Below are 20,392 nucleotides of genomic sequence, written 5' to 3'. Positions count from 1 at the left end.
GATTCAACATTACCTTGCTGTTCTATTAAGCTCACCCGGTGTGGAGGATGTCGTTGTAGCTTCGGATCTCGTTGGGTGCCGCTATCGCTTGGTGCAGCGGCGCGCCCACCCGGAGATTCCGCGCACCCGATCCTCGATCGCTAGGGCCGAACGCCACAGCGCCGCCGTAGACGCGGTCATGGAATTATTCCCGCGCAAAGCCCCTGGCCGTTTCCGGCGCATCGATCTAGAAGGCGATGATTGGGAACGCGCCATGGCCACGCTGGAGGCCATTGCCTCCGGCTATACCCACATCACCAATGCGGTCTTTGCCACCGAAAAGTGGAAAGTACACGTGGAATTGCTACTCCGAGAGGGCAGCTCCTATACCCCCATTATTGTGAGCAACCACCGCGTCGCGTGCAAGAACCCAAAGAAAACCACGCTTGCCGTGCCCACCCATCGCCTTGGGCTGAGCGAGCCTATGGAGGTTCCGTATAAGTCCCGCCACCATGCCGTCGATGGGTATCGTTTGGCGCTCGCCGCCCAGGCCTTGGAAGACATGGGCCTGAACTCTGGGCGCGGCGGTGCCATCGGGCAGGACCGCCAGCAGGCCTTTTTCACGGAGACGGCGAAGTTTGACGTGCAGCGCGCTTGGGATAAGCCGCTTCCCACCGCGCCGGTGCGGGTCAAGGAATGCGCGAGTTGTAGGTTCTGGCCCCTGTGCGAGCAAGAGCTGGTGGCGGCGGACGATATTTCCCTTTTCTTACCGGGCGATCGCGCCCGCCCCTTTCGCGAGCGCGGCATTACCACGGTGCAGGCGCTTATCGATGCCAATGCGGGCGAGCCCTCCCGCCTCGCGGCCGCGTGGCGCTCCGGTCAGACGCTGTTGCGCCGCGGGGATACAGCGGTGCCGCGCGCGGATGTCGAGGTGGATGTGGACATGGAAGCCTACATGGACCAGGGCGCTTACCTGTGGGGCGCGTGGTTCGAGGGCGAGTACCACCCCTTCGTGACCTGGGAGCCGCTAGGCGGGCGCGCTGAGGCGGAGATCTTCGCCGAATTTTGGCGGTGGTTGATGCGGTTGCGCGATACAGCGCATGCGGAGGGCAAGACCTTTGCCGCTTATTGCTATTCCGCCCACGGCGAGAACCACTGGATGCGCCGTTCCGCGCAGCGCTTCCGGGAGGTAGATGAACGGGAAGTAGAAGACTTTATCTCTTCCCCGGAGTGGGTGGATATGTTTGCCTACGTGAAGAGATCCTTCGCGGGGCCCTTTGGGCTGGGACTCAAAGTGGTGGCCCCAGTGGCGGGATTCCGGTGGCCGGACGAGGACTTTGATGGCGAGGAATCCGTGAACGCGCGCCGGGAGGCCCTGGCCGGCGACATGAGCGTCCGGCAGCGCCTCTTGGACTATAACGCCGGCGATGTGCACGCCACCCGGATAGTGCGTGAGTGGATGAGCGACGGCGCGCCGGGAATCCCGGAGCTCTAGAGCGCGGCAATAAAGACATATATGAACAGCAGGATGCCAATGCCGATATAGATTTGGTTCCAGTCCGCGGTGGTTTTTGGCTCGGGACCTTCCGCCTTTTTCATCAACACCTGCTTTTGGGCCTTGACCGCGCGGGCGATGAATATGGGGTAGACCGCCAAAGAGCCGATGCATAACAGCGAGGCCACTACCTTGAGCACGGAGATATCCGTGGCGATCCAGATAAGCAGGCCGCCATTGACGAATGTGGCGCGCAATAGGCCCCACCGATCCAGCTCTTGCAGTCCTGCGCGGACCGCGCCGGGGCCGCCGCCCATGGTGGTGGGAAGAAGATAACTCATGACTCCGATGAGCAGCTGCGCCGCAAAGCCCACCACGAGGCCGAGCGTGGGAAGCCCTGGTTCTGCCACGAGGAAGTGCTGCGTGGTGTAGTACGTCAGGGAAAGCACCAGCCAGAGCGCGGCCATCAGCACCGAGACGGAGGCAAAGTTAACGCGGTCGCGCGGTGCGCGGGCGACGTCGATGACATTGCCGAGCCACTGCTGCAGGCTCAAGATCCAGCCGATGCAATAGATAATCAGCCCGAGCTGCGGGAAGTTCAGGAACGCGCCGATCGTCGTTGCCATCACGCCCAGGGTAAGTAGCAGGAACGAGGAGGACATGCGCTCATTGGTGCCCTGCGTGCGCCAGATGGTGGGAAAGAGAATGGTCAACGAACCTGCCGCGGCAAGGCCGATGAAACCGCCGATATTGGCGGCGATATGGGCCAAGAGCAACTGCGGATCGCCCGGGTGAATGGCCAGGATTGCGCCGAAGACTGCACCTACCGGCAGGCACAGCGCGGATAGTACATAGGCGCCGACAACTGGGCGGAAGCGCTTATCCTTAGCGGAGCGCCACTGGGTAAACAAGGCCACCGCGTGCCATAAAACGGTAAGCGCGATAAGCGTGGCACCGATCTGGGTCAGTATCCAGTGGTGAGCCCAGAATTGCACGAGGATTTGGCCCGCAACGGCGATGATGATGCCGATATTGAGGATATAGATGCGCGCGAGCTGTTTGGGGCGGGCGGAATCCGGCAGTTTTTGTTGCACGAATTTTTCCGTGAGGTGCTGCGACCACACCAGGATGCTGTTGGTGACTAGGCCCAACGTGAAGAGGTGGATTAGTACCCAGCGATAATTGGGCACGAAAATGTGTGCTGCGCCCACCACGATGAAGACCATCATCCAGATGGACACGGGGCGTGAGGCTTTGCGGTGCCAGGTGCGGCTCGACCACTTATCTTGAGGCATAAAACCGAGTTTAGTCGGATTTAACCTTGGTCCAAGTCAACCCCGTGAGAGCGAGCGCGAAGGCGGCGAAGCAGGCGATGAATTGGTGCCAGGTGAGGGCATCGAAAAGCGTGCCTGCCAATGCGCCCACGATGGATGAGCCCAGGTAATAGCAGAAAACGTACATTGAGGACGCCTCGGCGCGGTCGTGGGTGGCCAGTTGCCCCACCCAGCCAGATGCGGTGGAGTGCACCGCGAAGAAACCGATGGTCAGGCACACCATGCCAATAAGCGTCATTGCCAGGTTGCCGGCGCAGAGGATAATGCCCACGGTAAAGAGCGCGGCGGAACCGACCATCGTTTTTCCGTGCCCAATGCGCGCGACCAGCGTGCCCGCCCGAGCCGAGGACCACGTGCCAGAGAGATAAAACAGGAAGGTAAAACCAGCCAGCGCCGGCGACAGGCCAAAATCCCCAGTCAGGCGGAAGGTGAGGAAGTTATACATGGACACGAACGTGCCCATGGATAAAAAGGCAACGATAAATAGTGTGGCAAGATCCTTATTTGCCCAGTGTCCAAAGACCGCGCTCAGCTCGGAGCGGAAATGAATTGGCTTGGGGTGAAAATTCCGCTGGGCGGGCAGGAGGAACCAGCAGGTGATGGCAAAGGCCAGGGAGACCACGGCGGAGCCGAGCATCGCCCAGCGCCATGAGGAAAACTCCACCAAGCCAGCGGGAATAATGCGGCCGGTGAGCCCGCCCACGGAATTACCGGCAATATAAAGGCCCATCGCCTTAGGCAAAGCATGATCCTCGAGCTCTTCTGATAGCCAGGCCATGGCCGTCGCCGGAGCACCAGATAACATCGCGCCCTGCAGCCCGCGCAGGGCAATGAGCTGCCAGCCTTCTTGGGCTAGGGGCACCACGAGGCCCAGGATGGTGGCGGCGATGGCGGAAATGAGGAGGATGCGCCCGCGCCCATAGCGCTCAGAAAGGATGGACGCCGGAACCACGCAGATGGCTAACGCGCCGGTGGCGGCCGACACGGTCATGGCCGCCTCAGTGTGTGAGATGCCCATATCCGTTACCAACGTGGGCAAAATTGCTTGGGTGGTATAGAGGCTAGAAAACACCGCCAAGCCCAAAAGGAGCATGGCGATGGTGGCGCGCCGGTTTCTGGTCATGCATATCAGCATTCTCCTCACAGGCGGCGGTGTAAATTGCGCCACACCCTTGATGGGGTTAGCGCAAACATAAAAATGCCGCCCTTCCAGTAAGGAAAGGCGGCAGAAAGTAACTAAGTTAAAAGTTACTTCTTAGCTGCAGCGAAACGCTCTGCAACGTCGTCCCAGTTGAAGACGTTCCAAGCAGCCTTGACATAGTCAGCCTTCACGTTCTTGTACTGCAGGTAGTAAGCGTGCTCCCACATATCGAGCATGAGCAGCGGGGTGAAGTCAACGGAAACGTTGCCCTGCTGGTCGGTGAGCTGCTCGATGATCAGGCGGTCAGCGATGTGGTCGTAACCCAACACTGCCCAGCCGGAACCCTGCAGGGAGGTAGCGGCACCAGCGAAGTGTGCCTGGAACTTCTCGAAGGAACCGAAGTCGCGGTCGATAGCCTCTGCCAGCTCGCCGGTGGGCTGGCCGCCACCGTTCGGGGACAGGTTCTTCCAGAAGATGGAGTGGTTGGTGTGGCCACCCAAGTTGAATGCCAAGTTCTTGGACAGGGCGCGGATACGGTCTGGGTTAGCCTCGCCGTTGCGCTCCTCTTCCAGTGCCTCGAGGGCAGCGTTAGCACCCTTCACGTAGGTTGCGTGGTGCTTGTCGTGGTGGAGCTCCATAATCTCTGCGGAGATGTGTGGCTCCAGTGCATCGTATGCGTATGGGAGGTCAGGAAGTTCGTAAACAGCCATTTGTGTAATCCTTTCTTCGGGTACGTGTCCCGATGATAGGCACGATCGAAAGATTTCGCCATGATTAATTTGAAATCTGCAATTACAGCGAATATTTAGTGGCCCGGGAATCTATTTGCCCAGTACAACGTTATTAGGGAAATGGAGAAAGGAGCTTTAACTGATGTGGATGTTTAAACCAGAACCGAAGATGGTGGCTGCGGAAGATGCCTTGCCGGGCCGCAGCGAGCCGGTCTTGGACCCAGCCCCGCACGCGGTGCTGAATACCCCAATTACCGGCCCGTGGAAGGACGGCCAGAAATCGATTTTGATTGCCCTGGGCTGTTTCTGGGGTGCGGAAAAGATGTTTTGGGAGACCGATGGCGTCGAGTCCACATCTGTGGGCTACGCCGGCGGCACCACCCCGAACCCCACGTATTATGAGGTCTGCCGCGGGCAAACAAACCATGCAGAAACCGTGGAAGTTACCTACGACCCAGAGAAGATCTCCTTGCGCGAGCTCGTGGTGAAGGCCCTGGAAGCCCACGATCCGACGCAGGGCTTCCGCCAGGGAAATGACGTGGGCACGCAGTACCGTTCCGCGTTTTATCCCCGTACCGAAGAAGAGCGGGAAGAGATCCAAAAAATCGTGGATAGCTACGCGAATAAACTCAAAGAATTTGGTTTTGGGGAAACCACGACCGAAGTAAAACGCTTAGCTGATACGGACTCTGGCGAGTACTACCTGGCCGAAGACGAGCACCAGCAGTACCTGCACAAGGTGCCGAACGGGTACTGCCCGCACCACAGCACTGGTGTGAAGTGCGATTAGGCGTCGAGGCGGATAAATCCGGCGATTTTTCCGGCTAATTTTGGAGTGAGGTTCAGGCGCGATTGGGAGCCTAGGACCTCGTTCCAGTACCAGAGCATCTCCTGAAAATAATTATGCCCGTGGCCGCCTGGGACGTTTAGGGAGTTGATCTGGTCTAGGCCAATCTGCCACCAAGTAATAAACGGCGCCCAGCGCAGGTGGCGGAGCGTATCCGCTCGGAGTGTTTCCGGTTGGGGTTCGTGCATCCAGGTGGGGCGGCGGAACATTAGGTTTAGGTCCCACCACACGATGGCATCGGAGGCATGCTGGGCAATGAGCACGCGGGGCCGGCGCCAGCTCGAGGAAAAATCGTTGCCAAAGGCATCGCGGCGCGAGTGCTCCGGTTGGGCAACAAAGCGGACGTGTTGTCCGCCATCGATGACGGGAAGTCGCTCGAGCGAGCCGATATCGCGGCGCAGGCGCTGGGTAAAGCGCGTCATCCGCGGCGGGCCAGAAAAGACCGCGCCGCTGCAGGCGGCGAGAAGTTCTTCCTTGTTCTGGAAGTTTTCCATAATGGCGTAGGCGCCCAAGGATTCTCCCGCAAGGTAGAGACGCGGGCGGTCTTCTTCTGGGAGCTTGTCAATTTCTTCTTGCACCACGGAAATGAGCTCGGCCGCGGCGCGCTTGGGCGCGTTTTTATCCACGAGGTAGGCAAAAACCGAGGGCAGGTAGGAATACTGCATGGTGACGGTGACGCAATCACCGGCAGTTAAAAACTCATAGGAGCTCGCGCCCCAGTTATTAATCCACCCGGATCCCGCGGGCATCTGAATGACGATGGTATCCCGGCGCAGCGCACCGGTGCGCTGCAATTCTGAGCGCACCTTCTTCGCCGCTTGGGCAAAGGAGCGCCCTGGGATATAGCCGGCATAAATGCGGATGGGTTCTTTGGCGGGAGCGCCGGTGACGGTGCGAATATCGCGGGCGCGCGGACCGTTAGAGACAAAACGCCGCCCTTGTTGCCCCAGCGCGGACCAAGGTTCAAGTGACCATGGGCTGCCGGAGCGCTCCGGCTCCCAGGGCATCGACGTACCGGGAAAGATTTGCTTGTTTAAGCGCTGTGCCTTGTGGGAGAGCGAACGGATCCAGCGACGGAATACCACGCGGTCCGATAGCCCCACCGCGGCCAAGGTTAGACCTGCGGTGACGACCGGCCAGGCCACGAGTGCTGGAACCCAGCGACCCAATTGACGCGATAACTTGGTCACGGTTAGTTGTGCGGCCTCGCCTACCAAGAGCAGGGCACCGTATCCGGCGGTGCCGGCGGCTAGGCCGATGGCCGCGGTAGCCGGACCGCGAACCAGTTGCTTATTGACCAGACCCGCCTGCTTTTCCTGGTTGCGCAGCGAGAGCGCCGCGTTGAAGGCGGTGCCGGCGCCAATAGCTAAGTGCAAGATTTGGCGGTGTTGCGGGCCCAAACGGTCTTGCGGGCGTTTGCCCAGCCGGTTGAGCACAAAGCTCGTCGAGGCCGCCCCGAGGTGCCCGATGGCCTGCCCGATAGATACATTTGCCGCCGTTACCCACCACGGGCGGGGCAGCAGGGACGGGGATACCGCGGCCCACGTGGCCAGCTCTGCGCCTAAAATTCCGGCCGACATATGAGGCGGCAACGTTTGTCGGCTGGTCATGCGGACGACGGGCGTGAGATCCGCGACTACGCCAAGAGAAATTAGTGCAGCGCGGCTGAAGGCGCGTTTCATGGTTGCCCATTATCCCAGAACATGTTCCGTTGCGCAGTGTGAAACAATCCGCATGCAAAACCCCGCTAAGCGTTGCACAATGGGGTTATGGCAAAGCATGTAGGAAATAAAGTCGTTCTCATTGGCGCGGGTGACGTGGGAGTCGCTTACGCCTACGCACTGGTCAACCAGAGCATCGTCGACCACCTGGCCATCATCGACATCGATGAGCGGAAGCTGGAAGGCAATGTCATGGACCTCAACCACGGCGTAGTCTGGTCGCCACAGCGCACCCGCGTCACCAAGGGCACCTACGCGGATTGCGCGGACGCTGACATGGTCGTCATCTGTGCCGGCGCTGCCCAAAAGCCCGGTGAAACCCGCCTTGACCTGGTGGATAAGAACGTCAAGATCATGAACAGCATCGTCGCGGATGTCATTGCTAATGACTTCGACGGCATCTTCCTAGTCGCCTCCAACCCGGTCGATATCCTGACCTACGCGGTATGGAAGGCCTCCGGCTTTGACCACAAGCGGGTCATCGGCTCCGGTACGATTCTGGATTCCGCGCGCTTCCGCTACATGCTGGGTGAATTGGAAGGCGTGGCACCGAAGTCCGTACACGCTTACATCATTGGTGAGCACGGCGATTCTGAGCTACCGGCCGTCTCCACCGCGAATGTTGCCGGTGTGCCGCTTTCGCAGAAGCTGGAAAAGGATCCGGAATACGCCGAGCGCATTGAAAAGATCTTTGAAGAAACCCGCGACGCCGCCTACTCCATTATCGATGCAAAGGGCTCGACCTCCTACGGCATCGGCATGGGGCTTGCACGCATTACCGCCGCGATCATCCAGAACCAGGACGTGGCGCTTCCCGTCTCTGCTTACCTGCAGGGCGAGTACGGCGTGGAGGACCTCTACATCGGCACCGCGGCCATCGTGAACCGCACCGGCATCGTGCGCCCAGTAGAACTGCAGCTCAACGAGCACGAAAAGGAGCGCTTCGACGCTTCTGCAAAGACGCTCAATGACATCAAAGAAAAGTTCTTTGGCTAGTGCACATCGTCGCGCATAGGGGATATTCCGGAAAATACCCGGAGCTATCCCCCTTAGCTTTTGAAAAGGCCATGGAGCTTCCTATCCATGGCGTGGAGTGCGATGTGCGGTTAAGCCGCGACGGCAAGGTGGTAGTCCAGCACGATCCCACCTTGGAGCGAACGACGGGGCGCGCCGGGCGAGTTTCGGCGATGGACTGGCGGGAGCTGAGCGAGGTCGACATCGGCAAGGGGCAGCGCATGATGCTTCTCGATGACCTCCTGGCCATGCTGGGGGACAAGCCCCACCACCTTTATATTGAAACCAAGCACCCCTCCGGGCAAGGTAGTGCCTTGGAAAAGCGGGTTATGGAACGGCTGCGCGCCGCCGGGCTCGATGAGGATCCGCGCATGCACGTTATTTCCTTTTCCCATAAGGCCATCCGGCGCATGAAAATTTTGGCACCGCATATTGACCGCATTTACCTGCGCCGAGACTGGGAACGCCATTTTAATCGCTCGGATTTCATGTGGTCGCGCCCGAGCGCCCTGGGGGTTTCCCTGCTGCGCGCCAAGATGCAGGCGGCGATTATCGGTGCGCAGGGTTTGCCCACGTATATGTGGACCGTTGATAAGCCGGAGGACATGAAGTGGGCCTGGTCCAACGGCGTGGACATGCTTGCCACCAATCAGCCGGAGGTGGCCCTGCGCGCTATTGAGCTGTAGAAAGCAGGTATCTTGGAGGCATGGCCAAGAAGAAAAAGAAACAAGAAGACCTGCCTGAGGGCATGTCCCGCCGTCAGGCGAAGCTTGCTGCCCGCGCCAAAGAGCGCGCCGCCCTAGAAAAGGACCCGCGCCCCTATAGCGGCCTTGCGGCGGAGGCTTCCCTCGTTGCCATGCAAGAGTTCGTGCCCTCCGCTTTTGCGAAGCTCGACGTGAAGGGCTGCGATAGGAACGTCTACGTCTCTACCGTCCTCCCGGGCGCCACCGCGGCGCTGATCCGCGATGAGGAATTCGGCGGCGATGCTTTTGTGGCACTGCAGGTGCAGTCCCACACCCACAACCCTGGCCGGGATCTGGCCTTCGCCCTGAACTGGGTAAAGAACAACGAACCAGGCTCGACCCTGGAATCGACCGCGGCCGATGGTTCGCAGCCGGAGCTTAGTGAGCTTATCGATGCCGCAACCACCCTCGACATCGAAGTTCACCAGGACTTCAGCTGGTGGATTCCGGAAGGCGCGCAGGTCACCCCTGAGGTATCGCAGTCCATGCGCGCCGCCAATGACTCGGTCATCGAATCCCACCAGGTGGGCAAGGACATTACCGGTACCGCCTTTTGGGCCAATGCCGGCGGCGGCAAAGCGCACGTGCGCTGGGTGCGCCCGAATGACGATGAGGCCGCGTTTCTCAATGCCCTGGCGCGAGTCGCCGCGCGCGGCGAGCTGAACTTGGGCGAGGACACCAAGTTTGCCGGAGTATTCCGCACCCACGGCCTTATTGCTCCCGTCTTTGACGTGCAGCCTGAGGTTGATTACTCCTCTTATGAGGACAAGCTCGCGGGCGTAGATAAGGCCTTGGAAGAAGAAATCTCCAATGACGCGCAATTGAACGCAGAGGAGCGCAAGCAGCTAGAAAACATCAAGTCCCGCCAGGTGACGTTGCGCTAAACGCACCACACCAAAGCGGCCCTTTACCTCGAAAAGACGAGGAGGAAAGGGCCGCTTTCTTCGCAATCTAGGTAGGACGGGTCAAGGTATGAACAAGAAAAACTCAGGGCCTCGGCGCATAGCCTGGGCTCTTGCAGCCGCCAGCGCAATAGTCTTCATGCTTGGCATAATTAGGATGTTCTCCATGGATCCTGTGGAATGGAGAATTCACCCTGAATTCTTCATAGCAACCACACTTGCTGGTTTCTCAATAACGTTTTTCCGGTACGAAGATTGAGTTCAGGCCTATTTCATAGAGTCCCAGAGCTGTTGGGCGCCTTCATCGTCCCAGAGCACGACATTGCCCACGACGGTGTCCTGGAACCCGCCGATGGGGACGGTTTCCGTATCCACGCCGGAGCCCATCGCGAGCGCCACGCGGGCCAGGTGCCATACGTGGTCGCCATTGCCCACGATGAAAGAGGAGGCGGTGTGGTTAATCAGGGAAATAGACCGGAAGGGGTTAATCAGCGTGGCCGGGGACGTGATCTTATCTAGGAGCGCCGCAAAGAACTCGCGCTGGCGCTGCACGCGGTCGAGATCGCCCATCGCGGTGGCGCGGGTGCGCACATAACCCAGCGCATCGCTGCCCTCTAGCTTCTGGCAGCCTTCCTGCAGATCGATGCCCGCCAGCGGGTCATTAATGGGCTCTGGCACGCAGATATCGACGCCACCGACGGAATCGACCACATTGGCCAAACCACCCATGCCAATTTCGGCATAGTGGTCAATGTGCAGGCCAGTATTGCCCTCTACGGTTTGTGCTAGGAGCTTTGGCCCGCCGTAGGCAAAAGCGGCGTTGATCTTATCCATGCCGAAGCCGGGTACTTCCACGTAGCTATCGCGTGGAATGGAGACCAGTTGGGCTTGGCCGGAACGCGGGATATGCAGGAGCATGATGGTATCGGTGCGTCCCTCGCCCACATCGCCACCGGTGCCGAGCGCTTGTTGCTCCTCTTCGGACAGGCCCTGGCGGGAATCGGATCCCACCAACAGCCAATTGGTGCCAGAGGTATTGGCCACCTGCTCATCCGGGAGGGCATCCACGCGGGTCAGGCGCGTATCGGCCCACAGCGCGAAGATAAGGCTGCACACCACGACGAAGAGGACAAAGATGCCGGCGCAGCCAAAGAATCGTTTGACTGGATTGGTCTTTTTCCGGCGACTGTGTGGCTTGGAATGGTGGCGGGGCGGTTGCTGCGCTTGCTGTGGCTGGTAGCGCTGTTGCAACTGCTGCGGCGATTGCGGCTGCGATCGTTGTGGTCGCCGTGGCGGCCGTTGCTGTGGCTGTTGTGGCCGCTGTGGTGGTTGCTGCGAGGAACGCTGCTGCTGGGCCCGGTACTGGCTGGGGTAGCGGGTAGGAGTTTCCTGGCGTGGGATATGCTGCTGCGGCTCGGCACGATTCGTGCGCGGCCGGCGGCGAATTGGCCGACCGTAGCGGTCCTTGAGGGGACGGCCATCGGCCCCAAGGACGAACTCACTGGATGAGCTATCGCCAGCGCGGCGCGCCTCCCGATGCGGATCTCGTCCTGATTCAGTCATGCGCTATACCTTACAAGGCGCCGGCCAATTCCCCCGCTTTCTCCGCGAGCAAGCCACACTTAAAGTACAGAAAGGCCGAAGGAATAGCCGAGGAAAGCGATGGCATCGATAAGAAAGTGCGCGATGACAAGCGGCCACATGCGGCCGGTGCGGTGATAGTAGTAGCCGTAGATTATGCCCATGATGATATTGCCAAAGCCGGCCGATACCCCCTGGTACAGGTGGTATGAACCGCGCAGGATGGAACTTGCCGCCAAGGCGGCCGGCAGCGACCAGCGCGCCTGGCGCAGCCTGGTCATCAGCCACATGACCACCACGGTCTCTTCTGCAAAGGCATTGGCGGCGGCCTTGATGAGGGATACCGGGATTTCTAACCACGCATTGTCGAAGTCACCGGGGATGACTTCTTTGCTCCAGCCAAATTGCACCGCGGCGAAATACAAAACGAGGCCTGGGATGCCGATGAGCGCGGCGAGTCCCGCGCCGTGCAACCAATCAGAGGCGCGGTAGGCGGCCGGTTTAATGTGGTCTTGTGCCAGCAGGAAAAGTGCTAGCGCACCATAGGCAAAAAGGACCGCCGCCGAGCACAATTGCAGGCCCAAATCCACCCACGCCAGGCTGGATTGGCTGGAGTTGAGTGTGACGGATTGCTCATTGAGCGGCTGCGGGGCAGCCAGCGAATTGATAAGCCGCAGCACCGCCCGGACCCCGGAAATACCAAAGGTCAGGGTCAGGACGATGAGTAGCTCGGCGCGGAGGTTCTTGGTCATGGGTGCAGGATGTGGGCGAGGCCTAAAAGTTGGGCATTGGAAAGCGTAATGCCTCCCACATGCACGCCGACGGGCGGGTGCGCGGGGATGGCCCAAGGAACGGAGATGGCGGGCAATTGTGCCATATTAAACAGCGAGGCCCAGGGTGACCAGCGCGTTTGGGCGTCGAAATTCTCCGCGTGCGGAAGGGACAGGAAATGCCCCCGCGGCGGCGGATCCGCGGTGAGCATGGGCGTGATAATGGCATCGACCCGCCACTGCTGCGCCAAGAGCTCCGGGAGGTGGCGGACATGGCGCTGCGCGGCGCTTAGCTCGGCGGCGGATACGGTAGCGCCTTGCTGGGCCACCCAAGCCGCGTAGCCTTCTGCCTGCGGCAGACCGACAAACCGGGAGGTAAAGATCTCGCGGAAGTGCGCAAATGTGGCCCCTGCCTGCGGATAAGGCGCAATGGGGACGACCTCGAACCCCGCGGCGCGCAGCCGATCTGCGGCCTCGCGTGCCGCCCGCAGATGGTGGGCCTCCACCCGGGTCGCGGCAAAAAGCGGCTCCAGCAAGAGCCCAATGCGGGCGCGCGGGGTGATCATGCGATGGCCGTGCAGGAACGCATTATCGGCCACGGTGCGGGTAATAAACCCCTCCGTGCCGAGGTTGCTGCCCGCAGGCTTAAACCCCACGACCCCGCAGGCCGCGGCGGGAACGCGAATAGAACCGCCGCCATCGCTGGCCTGGGCCGCGCGCACGAGGCCGCGGGCTACCTGGACGGCCGCGCCGCCAGAAGATCCGCCCGGGGTGCGGCCTGGATAAAGGGGATTATCGGGGTGGGGAAGATCCACAGGCTCCGTATCGACGCGCAAGCCCAACTCCGGGGTGGAGGACTTGCCAATGAATGTGGCGCCCTGCTTTTCCAATGTCGCAATGAACGGCTCGCTGACCGCGGGATAGTACGTGCGCTTGGCATTGCCCAAAGTGGTGGGCATGCCCGCGACATCGTTGAGATCCTTTGCAGACAGGACCCACCCGCGCAGCCGGCCGGTGCGGGTAGGCGCGTGTTGCAGATCCAGGTAGGTAAAACCGTGCTCTGCGGGGCTCATGCCCTGCACCTCTGCGCGCAGTCGTTCTATGGAAAAGTCCATGGCGCACCAGTCTAGTGGGCTAAGGTGACGGGCATGACTACAACCATCGCTTTCTTAGGCCCCGCCGGTACGTTCACTGAGGCCGCCGTGCACAAATTCGCCGCCGAGTGGGAAGCGCGCGGGGAGACCGTGGAGACCCTGCCGGTGGACTCGCCATCGGCGGCGGTGGCGGCGGTGCGCGCCGGGCAGGCCGATTATGCCTGCGTCGCCATCGAAAATTCCGTGGATGGAGCGGTGACGACGACCTTTGATGCACTGGTAGAAGGCGATCCCGTACAGATTTACCGCGAGGTAGATATCCCCGTTACCTTCAGCATCATGACAAGGCCGGGAACGAAAGACATCGCGCGCCTGAGCACGCATCCGGTGGCCTTCCAACAAATCCGCGGCTGGGTAGCAGAGAACGCACCGGGCGTGGAATTCGTGCCGGCTAGTTCGAATGCGGCGGCGGCGCAGGCCGTAGCGCGCGGGGAGGTCGACGCTGCGGCGGCGCCAGCGCGGGCGGCCGAAATCTTCGGCCTAGAAACCAGGGCGAGCGGCGTGGCTGACGTGCAGGGCGCGGCCACCCGCTTCGTGTTGGTGGGTCTGCCGGGGCGCCCGACCGCGCGCACCGGCCAGGACCGCACCAGCGTCATTTTCACCCTGCCCAACCAGCCGGGAACCCTGGTGGGGGCCCTGCAAGATTTTGCCCACCGTGGGGTGGATCTCTCCCGGATTGAGTCACGGCCGACGCGCCAAACCTTTGGTAACTACCGCTTCTATGTGGACTTGATTGGGCACATCGATGACCAGCCGGTTGCTGAGGCCCTGCGCGCGGTGTGGTTGCGGGCGGAGGAACTGCGCTTTTTGGGCTCCTGGCCCACCGCGACGCCCGCTGGCCACCCGCCGCGGGACTTGGCTGAGGCGGATGCCTGGGTGGCGAGGGCGCGCAGAGGTCAATAATCTGGACGCATGACTGGAAGAATCATCCTGCTGCGCCATGGCCAAACCCATTCCAACGTCTCCCGGCTGCTTGATACCCGCCCGCCGGGCGCGGAGCTTACGGATCTGGGGCGCAACCAGGCCACGGAGGTGGGCCGGGAACTAGCGGGTTTTGTGGGCGAGCGCGAGGTCGAATTCAAGTGCTCGATTGCGCTGCGGGCGCAGCAGACCGCCACCTTGGCGGCGCGCGCCTTTGAACAGGAGCGGGGCCTGCCGCGCTTTTCCATTCCCATCGATGTCATCCCGAATGTGCAGGAGATTTTCGCCGGCGATTGGGAGCTCGATGCCAGCGAGGCCGCCCACCGCAGCCACGATACGGCCATGCGCGGCTGGTGCTATGGCGATAGCCAGGCCGCCATGGAAGGCGGCGAGCGGCTCCAGGACGTGCTTTCGCGTTTCCAGCCGGCGTTGGAAGAGATTGCGGCGCAGCTTGCCGATGACCGCGATGTCATCCTCGTTAGCCACGGCGCCGCTATCCGTGTGGTAACCAAGCACGCCACCGGCGCGGATGCGGACTTTGCCTATACCGGCTATATGCCCAATTGCCGCTTTACCGTGATGGAGCCGCGTGGCAAGAAATTCGGCGAATGGACGCTTACCCGCTGGGCCGATATCGATCTCTAACCCCAGCCCAGCTGGTGCAGTTCGTGTTCTTCCATGCCAAAGTAATGGCCTAGCTCGTGGAAGACCGTGACCTTGACCTGCTCGGCCAAGTCTTCTTCTGACGCGGCCCAGCGCTGTAGCGTGCTGCGATAGATGAAGATGGCATCGGGCAAATACCCGGTGTGGTCGAAGGTGCGCTGGGGCAGGGCCACGCCCTCATAGAGCCCTAGCAAGGTGGGATCATCGGGGTTTTCCTCTTCCACCATGATCACCAAGTTGCGCATCTTGCGCACGAATTCCTCGGGCACCTGATCGAGGGCATCATTGACCATTTCCTCGAAGCGTTCTTCCGATACGGAATACATTTACGGCGCCGGCTTATTATCGCGAATCGGGTTGCGCTCTGGGCGCTCTTCCGGCGGGTTGCCGTCGATGGAAAGCGCCTGGCGGCCGCCGGTGGCGGCGCCGGTGATGGAGGAAAAGCCGCCATCATCGCGGGCGTGGACGAGCGAGCAGTTCACGGACTTGGTACCGCCATTCCAGGACTCTTCAGACACGGTTCCCCAGAACGGCTGCAACGTGGATTGGTAGAGCTGCTCCTCCCCACCCAGGTAGTCCTCGGCGGCGGCCGTGCAGGTATCCGAGAGGAATTTATCCATTTCCTTGCCATCCGGGTACGCGTCGGGGAATTTCTTGCCCAGGTCGATGACGGATACTGTCTCCAGTTGGTGTGGCTGGCCGCAGTCCACGACGTGCGGTACCTGCTGATCATCGATGGCCAAGCACTCGCCCGGCTTAGCCAGATTGGCCTGCTCGGAGGCCTCGACATTGCCGGTGGTCAACTGCGGTACGCCGTGATCATCGGTGGTTTGTAGGCCACACAGCAGGGTGCGGTCACCGTTATTCCACGCGGATTCCGGCGGCAGGATGGAGGCAATATCGTATTTGCCGTGCGGATCCCACTTGCTGTGCAGGTAGCTCACCGTGGCGGATTCACAGAGCTCATCGCGCAGCTGGTGCTGGCGGGTAAGCGCGGGCCGCGAGGCATCTGGGCCGAATTCACTGGTGGGGTAGACGCTGAGATCCTCCACGGTGGAGACCTCGAAGCGGTGCTGCTCGGAGCATTCCACCTCTTTGAAGGAAGCGGCAGAACCATCCTCGTTGATATCCCACGTCACGCAGGATCCGGCGGAAGCGGAGGTAAAAGGCTCCGTTTTGGAATCGGAAGATCCCGAGCCATCCGCACCGCCCTCAGCGGACTGCTCAGAAGAGGCCGTATTATCGGCCCCGTTGGAGCCGTGGTTGCTGGCAATGCCGTAGATGCCCATGAAAACGGCCGCCGCGATTGCTGAGATCAAGGCAATCTGGACGGCCACAGCGGAGCGCCACGCAGGTGATTTCTTCATAAGGCCCATTATCTTACCCCTTAAGCAGGGTCTTTTCTAGATTGAGGTATCCCGGGAAACCCGGGTATTCAGGTGGTACCTATCGGTGCGGTAGACCGAGGAACACCATTCCACGGGCTTATCCCCCGAACGCGAGCAGCGCACGATGTGCAGCAGTGGGGAACCCACGGGGACATCGAGAAGCGGCGCAATCTCCTCATTGGCGGCAATGGCGGATACGGTCTGGTCCGCGTCCGTGATGGGGACGCCAAACGTCTTATCCAAAATCGAGTACACCGAGTTATAGGTGTCATTTTCCAGCAGGCTCGGCGCAAAGGTGGAGTTGTACCAGCCGTCATCGATGGAATAAGGCTCGCCATCGCCCAAGCGCAGCCGGCGCAAATGAATCTGTTCCTCTGTGGCAGGGGTGCCAAAGAAGTTGGTGGCCGCCTCCGGTGCGCTAGCGCGGCCGCTATTGAGAATCTTGGAGGAGGCCACCACGTCCTGGGCGCTCATTTCATCGGAAAAGGAGGTCAGGTGCAGGCGCGATACCAAGGGGTTGGGGGCAACGAACGTGCCCTTTCCGCGCACGCGGCGCAATTTACCGGCGGTAACGAGATCCCCGATGGCTCGGCGCACCGTAATGCGGGAGACACCGTAGGTCTCCTCCAAGAGCCTCTCACCAGGGAGGATATCACCGGGTTTGAGGGTGGTATTACATAATTCCTCCAGAATATCGTGCAATTGGGCGTGCTTTGGGGTGGGGCCATCGCTAATCTCGCGGGCCGGCAATTCTAAGGAGGACATGATTCCATAATAATTCGCTGGTTATTACCACGGCAAGGCAAAGGCAGTGCGCTAGAATCAGTTCCGTGATTGATCTCAAGCTACTCCGTGAAAACCCAGACGTTGTCCGCGCCTCTCAGGTCACCCGTGGGGAAGACCCCTCGCTCGTGGATCAGCTCCTCGCAGCCGATGAGAAGCGTCGCTCTGCCATCCAGAAGGCAGACGAGGTGCGTTCCCAGCAGAAATCCCTGGGTAAGAAGATTGGTCAGGCCTCCCCAGATGAACGCCCAGCGTTGCTGGAAGGCGCAGATGAGCTCAAGGCCAAGGTAAAAGAAGCAGAAGAGGCTCGGGCCGCGGCTGAGGCCACGGTGGAAGAGCTGCAGTACAAGATCGATAACGTCGTCGAAGGCGCGCCCGCCGGCGGCGAGGATGACTTTGTTCTCGTTGAAGAAGTAGGCGAGATCCCGCACTTCGATTTCGAGCCAAAGGACCACCTTGAGCTCGGCGGGTCCCTGGGGCTCATTGACGTCAAGCGCGGTGCGAAGGTCGGCGGTGCCCGCTTCTACTACCTCACCGGCGATGGCGCCTTTTTGCAGCTCGGCATGCTGATGCTGGCGGCGCAGAAGGCACGGGAAGCCGGCTTCCAGCTGATGATCCCGCCGGTTCTGGTGCGCCCAGAGATCATGGCCGGAACGGGCTTTTTGGGCCAGCACTCCGATGAGATCTACTACCTCCCGGCCGATGATCGCTACCTCGTGGGCACCTCCGAGGTAGCCTTGGCCGGCTACCACAAGGATGAGATCATCGACCTGTCCAATGGCCCCCTGCAGTACGCCGGCTGGTCCTCCTGCTTCCGCCGTGAGGCTGGTTCCCACGGCAAGGACACCCGCGGCATCCTGCGCGTGCACCAATTCGACAAGCTAGAAATGTTTGTCTACTGCAAGCCGGAAGATGCTGAGGACATGCACCAAAAGCTCCTCGCTATGGAAAAGGAAATGCTGGCTGCGATGGAATTGCCGTACCGCACCATCGATATCGCCGGCGGTGACTTGGGTTCTTCTGCTGCCCGCAAATTCGATAACGAGGCGTGGGTGCCAACCCAGGGCACCTACCGCGAGCTGACCTCTACCTCCAATTGCACGACCTTCCAGGCCCGCCGTCTATCTACCCGTTACCGCGATGAGAACGGGAAAACGCAGGTAGCCGCCACTTTGAACGGTACCCTGGCCACCACCCGTTGGATTGTGGCAATTTTGGAAAACCACCAACAAGCCGATGGCTCCGTCGTTGTTCCAGAGGCCCTGCGCCCATTCGTGGGCAAGGATGTTCTCACGCCGCAGTAGCCTGCGGAGCAAACCCAAAGGAGCACCATGAACGCTGCGACGAATTTCTTGTACCGCCAGATCACCCACTTTGGGCGCGGCCTCACCTTGGCCCAAGGCCTGCAGATGCGTCTGTCGGGGGAAGAAAATATTCCCGATGACGGCGGCGCCGTCCTCGTGTGCAATCACACCGGGTATATGGATTTTCTCTTCGGTGCGTTCATTGCCTATCGCAAAAAGCGTCTAGTGCGTTTTCTGGCTAAGGCCAGCATCTTTAGTGCCCCGGGCGTGGGCGCCCTGCTGCGTGCCATGGGGCACGTGCCGGTAGATCGCATCGATGGCAAAGAGTCCTTGCGCAAGGCGGTGGAGCTTGCCGAAGCCGGCGAGCTCGTCGGCGTCTTTTCTGAAGGCACGATTTCCCGCAGCTTTGAAATCCGCAGCATGAAAACCGGCGCATCCCGCATCGCTTTTGAAGCCGGCGTGCCGGTTGTACCGCAGGTGATATTTGGTTCGCAGCGCCTGTGGACAAAGGGCCACAAGAAGAACTTGGGACGCACCAAGACTCCGGTCTTTATCGCCGCGCTCGAGCCGTATTATCCCACCGGGGATCCAGAAGCCGATACCGCAGAAATCCGCCGCCGCATGCAGGCGGCCCTGGAGGGACTCTGGGAGGATTACGAGGCGGAGTTCGGACCCATGCCCGCCGGCGAATATTGGGTGCCCGCGCGCAAGGGCGGTTCCGCCCCGACGCTGGAAGAGGCCGAGGCGCGCGATGCGGAGGTGGAAACGGAGCGGCACCGGGTGCGTCGTTTGCGCGATGACTTGGTAGGGCTCAAAGAGCGCGTTTCCGTTTCCTCCGTTGAACTCGTACGCAACCACATGGCCTCTGCTAAAGGTAAGGAAGCCCAGGAAATACACGAAGGCGACGAGGCACAGGAAAAGAAGCACATCGCGGCCGATACCTTGGAGTGGGTCAAAACCAATCTCAATGCCGTGGTGGAAGAGGCGACCCGTGGCTTGGATGAAGGCAGGGATAAGGTCGCCGATGTCATGGCGCAATTGAAGACCGATGTGGCGCAGGCCCAGGCCTCAATTGCCGCAAGCAGCAAGGAGATCTGGGAAGGATCCGTGGTAGAGCAAGGATTGCTCGCCGCGGCGACCCAATCGCGCCTGATCGTTTCCCGCCTGCCGCACCGGCTCAAGGCCCAGTTTTCTGACATCCCGCGCGTAGTAGTGGCGCATCAAAGCACGCTGAACTGGGAAGATGGTGCCCTGACCCCGCGGTTGAAGGCGGCGCTAGAAGGCATCTACCCCGCGGCGGAGGTACTCATCGTGGTGTCGTGCGATGCGGATCTCGATGTCCCGCAGGCGGTGTGGCATATCCAGCTTGATGAACAGGCCGAAAAGCCGCTGGTGGACAAGGAAGCGATGAAGGTTACCTCGGCCACGGCCGCCGCCGGCGTGGACTGCATCCTAGATGATTTGGACGCCAAGCCGAGCGAGACATTGGTCTTTGGTAATGAGCCAGGAGATGAAGAATTTTTGAATCACATCCCGGTCGTTGCCCTAGAGACCGCACCCATCGAGGTGGTCAAGGAGGCGCAGGCAGTGACGTATTCCGCCGAGCGCGCAGGTATGTCCGAGGTTTTGGAAGCGATGGCCCGGCTACAAAAAGATTAGCCGTGTGCAAACGTTGACGTTGCCACCCCCGCGAGGGGGTGGTTTTCTTTTTGAATGACTAAGCAAAGGGCGGAAATTGACTGCTTACGGGGCCGGAAGTTACGTGTGAGAAACCTCTAGTGAATGTTTACCCGGTGACCTCTAGCATAGGAGATAGGAGATATTGGCTCTTCTTTTTAGAGTGCAATAGTCGCCATCATGAATCATCCAAAACTTGCTTTTAGCTGTGCTTACGCCATCTCATTCATTGTTTGTCGGAGCA

Annotated in this window: 19 protein-coding genes; 9 read left to right on the top strand and 10 right to left on the bottom strand. The window is 60.4% G+C overall.

Translation table 11 applies throughout. From position 1 onward, the window contains the following. Positions 1-40: 40 nt before the first annotated feature. On the top strand, positions 41-1,474 hold the full coding sequence (locus ABRP64_RS09370) for a TM0106 family RecB-like putative nuclease (protein ID WP_349866250.1): 1,434 nt from the start codon (positions 41-43) through the stop codon (positions 1,472-1,474). Here the strand turns inward: ABRP64_RS09370 and ABRP64_RS09365 are convergent. The 3 genes from ABRP64_RS09365 to ABRP64_RS09355 form a co-directional block, all read right to left on the bottom strand. Then, positions 1,471-2,769 carry a copper oxidase gene (locus ABRP64_RS09365; protein WP_349866248.1) on the bottom strand — a complete coding sequence of 433 codons (1,299 nt, stop codon included), beginning with the start codon at positions 2,767-2,769 and terminating at the stop codon, positions 1,471-1,473. The two genes, ABRP64_RS09370 and ABRP64_RS09365, sit on opposite strands and share 4 nt — an antisense overlap. Before the next feature lie 10 nt (positions 2,770-2,779). Then, complete coding sequence (locus ABRP64_RS09360) at positions 2,780-3,931, bottom strand: MFS transporter (RefSeq protein ID WP_349866247.1); 1,152 nt, start codon at positions 3,929-3,931, stop codon at positions 2,780-2,782. A 125-nt stretch (positions 3,932-4,056) separates the two neighbouring features. Continuing rightward, positions 4,057-4,659 carry a superoxide dismutase gene (locus ABRP64_RS09355; protein ID WP_284771236.1) on the bottom strand — a complete coding sequence of 201 codons (603 nt, stop codon included), beginning with the start codon at positions 4,657-4,659 and terminating at the stop codon, positions 4,057-4,059. A gap of 163 nt (positions 4,660-4,822) precedes the next feature. On the opposite strand from ABRP64_RS09355, the gene msrA reads away from it, so the two are divergent. Continuing rightward, positions 4,823-5,470, top strand: a complete 648-nt coding sequence (msrA, locus tag ABRP64_RS09350) for a peptide-methionine (S)-S-oxide reductase MsrA (RefSeq protein WP_349839248.1) — start codon at positions 4,823-4,825, stop codon at positions 5,468-5,470. On the opposite strand, the gene ABRP64_RS09345 is transcribed toward msrA, so the two are convergent. Continuing rightward, a complete protein-coding gene (locus ABRP64_RS09345) occupies positions 5,467-7,209 on the bottom strand; it encodes an alpha/beta-hydrolase family protein (protein WP_349839246.1) in 1,743 nt (580 codons plus the stop codon). The two genes, msrA and ABRP64_RS09345, sit on opposite strands and share 4 nt — an antisense overlap. An 87-nt stretch (positions 7,210-7,296) precedes the next feature. Here ABRP64_RS09345 and ABRP64_RS09340 point away from each other — a divergent pair, with 87 nt between their 5' ends. The 3 genes from ABRP64_RS09340 to ABRP64_RS09330 are packed head-to-tail and all read left to right on the top strand — an operon-like array spanning position 7,297 to position 9,889. After that, positions 7,297-8,244, top strand: a complete 948-nt coding sequence (locus tag ABRP64_RS09340; RefSeq protein WP_005285324.1) for an L-lactate dehydrogenase — start codon at positions 7,297-7,299, stop codon at positions 8,242-8,244. Further along, positions 8,244-8,948, top strand: coding sequence for a glycerophosphodiester phosphodiesterase family protein (locus ABRP64_RS09335; protein WP_023024364.1), 705 nt, complete (start codon positions 8,244-8,246; stop codon positions 8,946-8,948). Before ABRP64_RS09340 ends, ABRP64_RS09335 begins: the two co-directional genes overlap by 1 nt. A 20-nt stretch (positions 8,949-8,968) precedes the next feature. Then, positions 8,969-9,889: a DUF5926 family protein gene (locus tag ABRP64_RS09330; RefSeq protein ID WP_005279695.1), complete on the top strand. Its 921-nt coding sequence runs from the start codon at positions 8,969-8,971 to the stop codon at positions 9,887-9,889. 285 nt (positions 9,890-10,174) lie between these two features. On the opposite strand, the gene ABRP64_RS09325 is transcribed toward ABRP64_RS09330, so the two are convergent. Genes ABRP64_RS09325 through ABRP64_RS09315 form a run of 3 tightly spaced genes read right to left on the bottom strand, consistent with a single transcriptional unit; the run spans position 10,175 to position 13,373 of the window. Next, on the bottom strand, positions 10,175-11,470 hold the full coding sequence (locus ABRP64_RS09325; protein WP_296089534.1) for an LCP family protein: 1,296 nt from the start codon (positions 11,468-11,470) through the stop codon (positions 10,175-10,177). 59 nt (positions 11,471-11,529) lie between these two features. After that, a complete protein-coding gene (locus ABRP64_RS09320) occupies positions 11,530-12,240 on the bottom strand; it encodes a CPBP family intramembrane glutamic endopeptidase (RefSeq protein WP_296089532.1) in 711 nt (236 codons plus the stop codon). Next, positions 12,237-13,373, bottom strand: coding sequence for an amidase (locus ABRP64_RS09315; RefSeq protein ID WP_296089531.1), 1,137 nt, complete (start codon positions 13,371-13,373; stop codon positions 12,237-12,239). The genes ABRP64_RS09320 and ABRP64_RS09315 overlap by 4 nt, the downstream gene beginning before the upstream one ends. Positions 13,374-13,406: 33 nt before the next feature. Here ABRP64_RS09315 and pheA point away from each other — a divergent pair, with 33 nt between their 5' ends. Next, positions 13,407-14,315: a prephenate dehydratase gene (pheA, locus tag ABRP64_RS09310; RefSeq protein ID WP_284796738.1), complete on the top strand. Its 909-nt coding sequence runs from the start codon at positions 13,407-13,409 to the stop codon at positions 14,313-14,315. 9 nt (positions 14,316-14,324) lie between these two features. Next, complete coding sequence (locus tag ABRP64_RS09305) at positions 14,325-14,978, top strand: histidine phosphatase family protein (RefSeq protein WP_284771172.1); 654 nt, start codon at positions 14,325-14,327, stop codon at positions 14,976-14,978. On the opposite strand, the gene ABRP64_RS09300 is transcribed toward ABRP64_RS09305, so the two are convergent. From ABRP64_RS09300 to ABRP64_RS09290, 3 genes are read right to left on the bottom strand one after another with little or no spacing between them, the layout of a single operon-like run. Beyond that, positions 14,975-15,322, bottom strand: coding sequence for a metallopeptidase family protein (locus ABRP64_RS09300; protein WP_284796737.1), 348 nt, complete (start codon positions 15,320-15,322; stop codon positions 14,975-14,977). The genes ABRP64_RS09305 and ABRP64_RS09300 overlap by 4 nt on opposite strands. After that, a complete protein-coding gene (locus tag ABRP64_RS09295; RefSeq protein ID WP_284796735.1) occupies positions 15,323-16,372 on the bottom strand; it encodes a septum formation family protein in 1,050 nt (349 codons plus the stop codon). Between the two features lie 27 nt (positions 16,373-16,399). Then, the gene (locus tag ABRP64_RS09290) at positions 16,400-17,149 is read right to left on the bottom strand and encodes a GntR family transcriptional regulator (RefSeq protein ID WP_349866243.1); all 750 of its coding nucleotides are present in this window, start codon (positions 17,147-17,149) and stop codon (positions 16,400-16,402) included. A gap of 65 nt (positions 17,150-17,214) precedes the next feature. Between ABRP64_RS09290 and serS the strand changes: the two genes are divergently transcribed. Together serS and ABRP64_RS09280 are read left to right on the top strand one after the other, a co-directional pair. Further along, complete coding sequence (serS, locus tag ABRP64_RS09285; protein WP_349866242.1) at positions 17,215-18,471, top strand: serine--tRNA ligase; 1,257 nt, start codon at positions 17,215-17,217, stop codon at positions 18,469-18,471. 27 nt (positions 18,472-18,498) lie between these two features. Continuing rightward, positions 18,499-20,130, top strand: coding sequence for a lysophospholipid acyltransferase family protein (locus ABRP64_RS09280; protein ID WP_349866240.1), 1,632 nt, complete (start codon positions 18,499-18,501; stop codon positions 20,128-20,130). Positions 20,131-20,392: the final 262 nt, after the last annotated feature.

This window comes from Corynebacterium sp. KPL4015 (genome assembly GCF_040225725.1).
Lineage (GTDB): Bacteria > Actinomycetota > Actinomycetes > Mycobacteriales > Mycobacteriaceae > Corynebacterium > Corynebacterium rhinophilum.
This window is presented reverse-complemented; position numbering and strand designations above follow the sequence as displayed.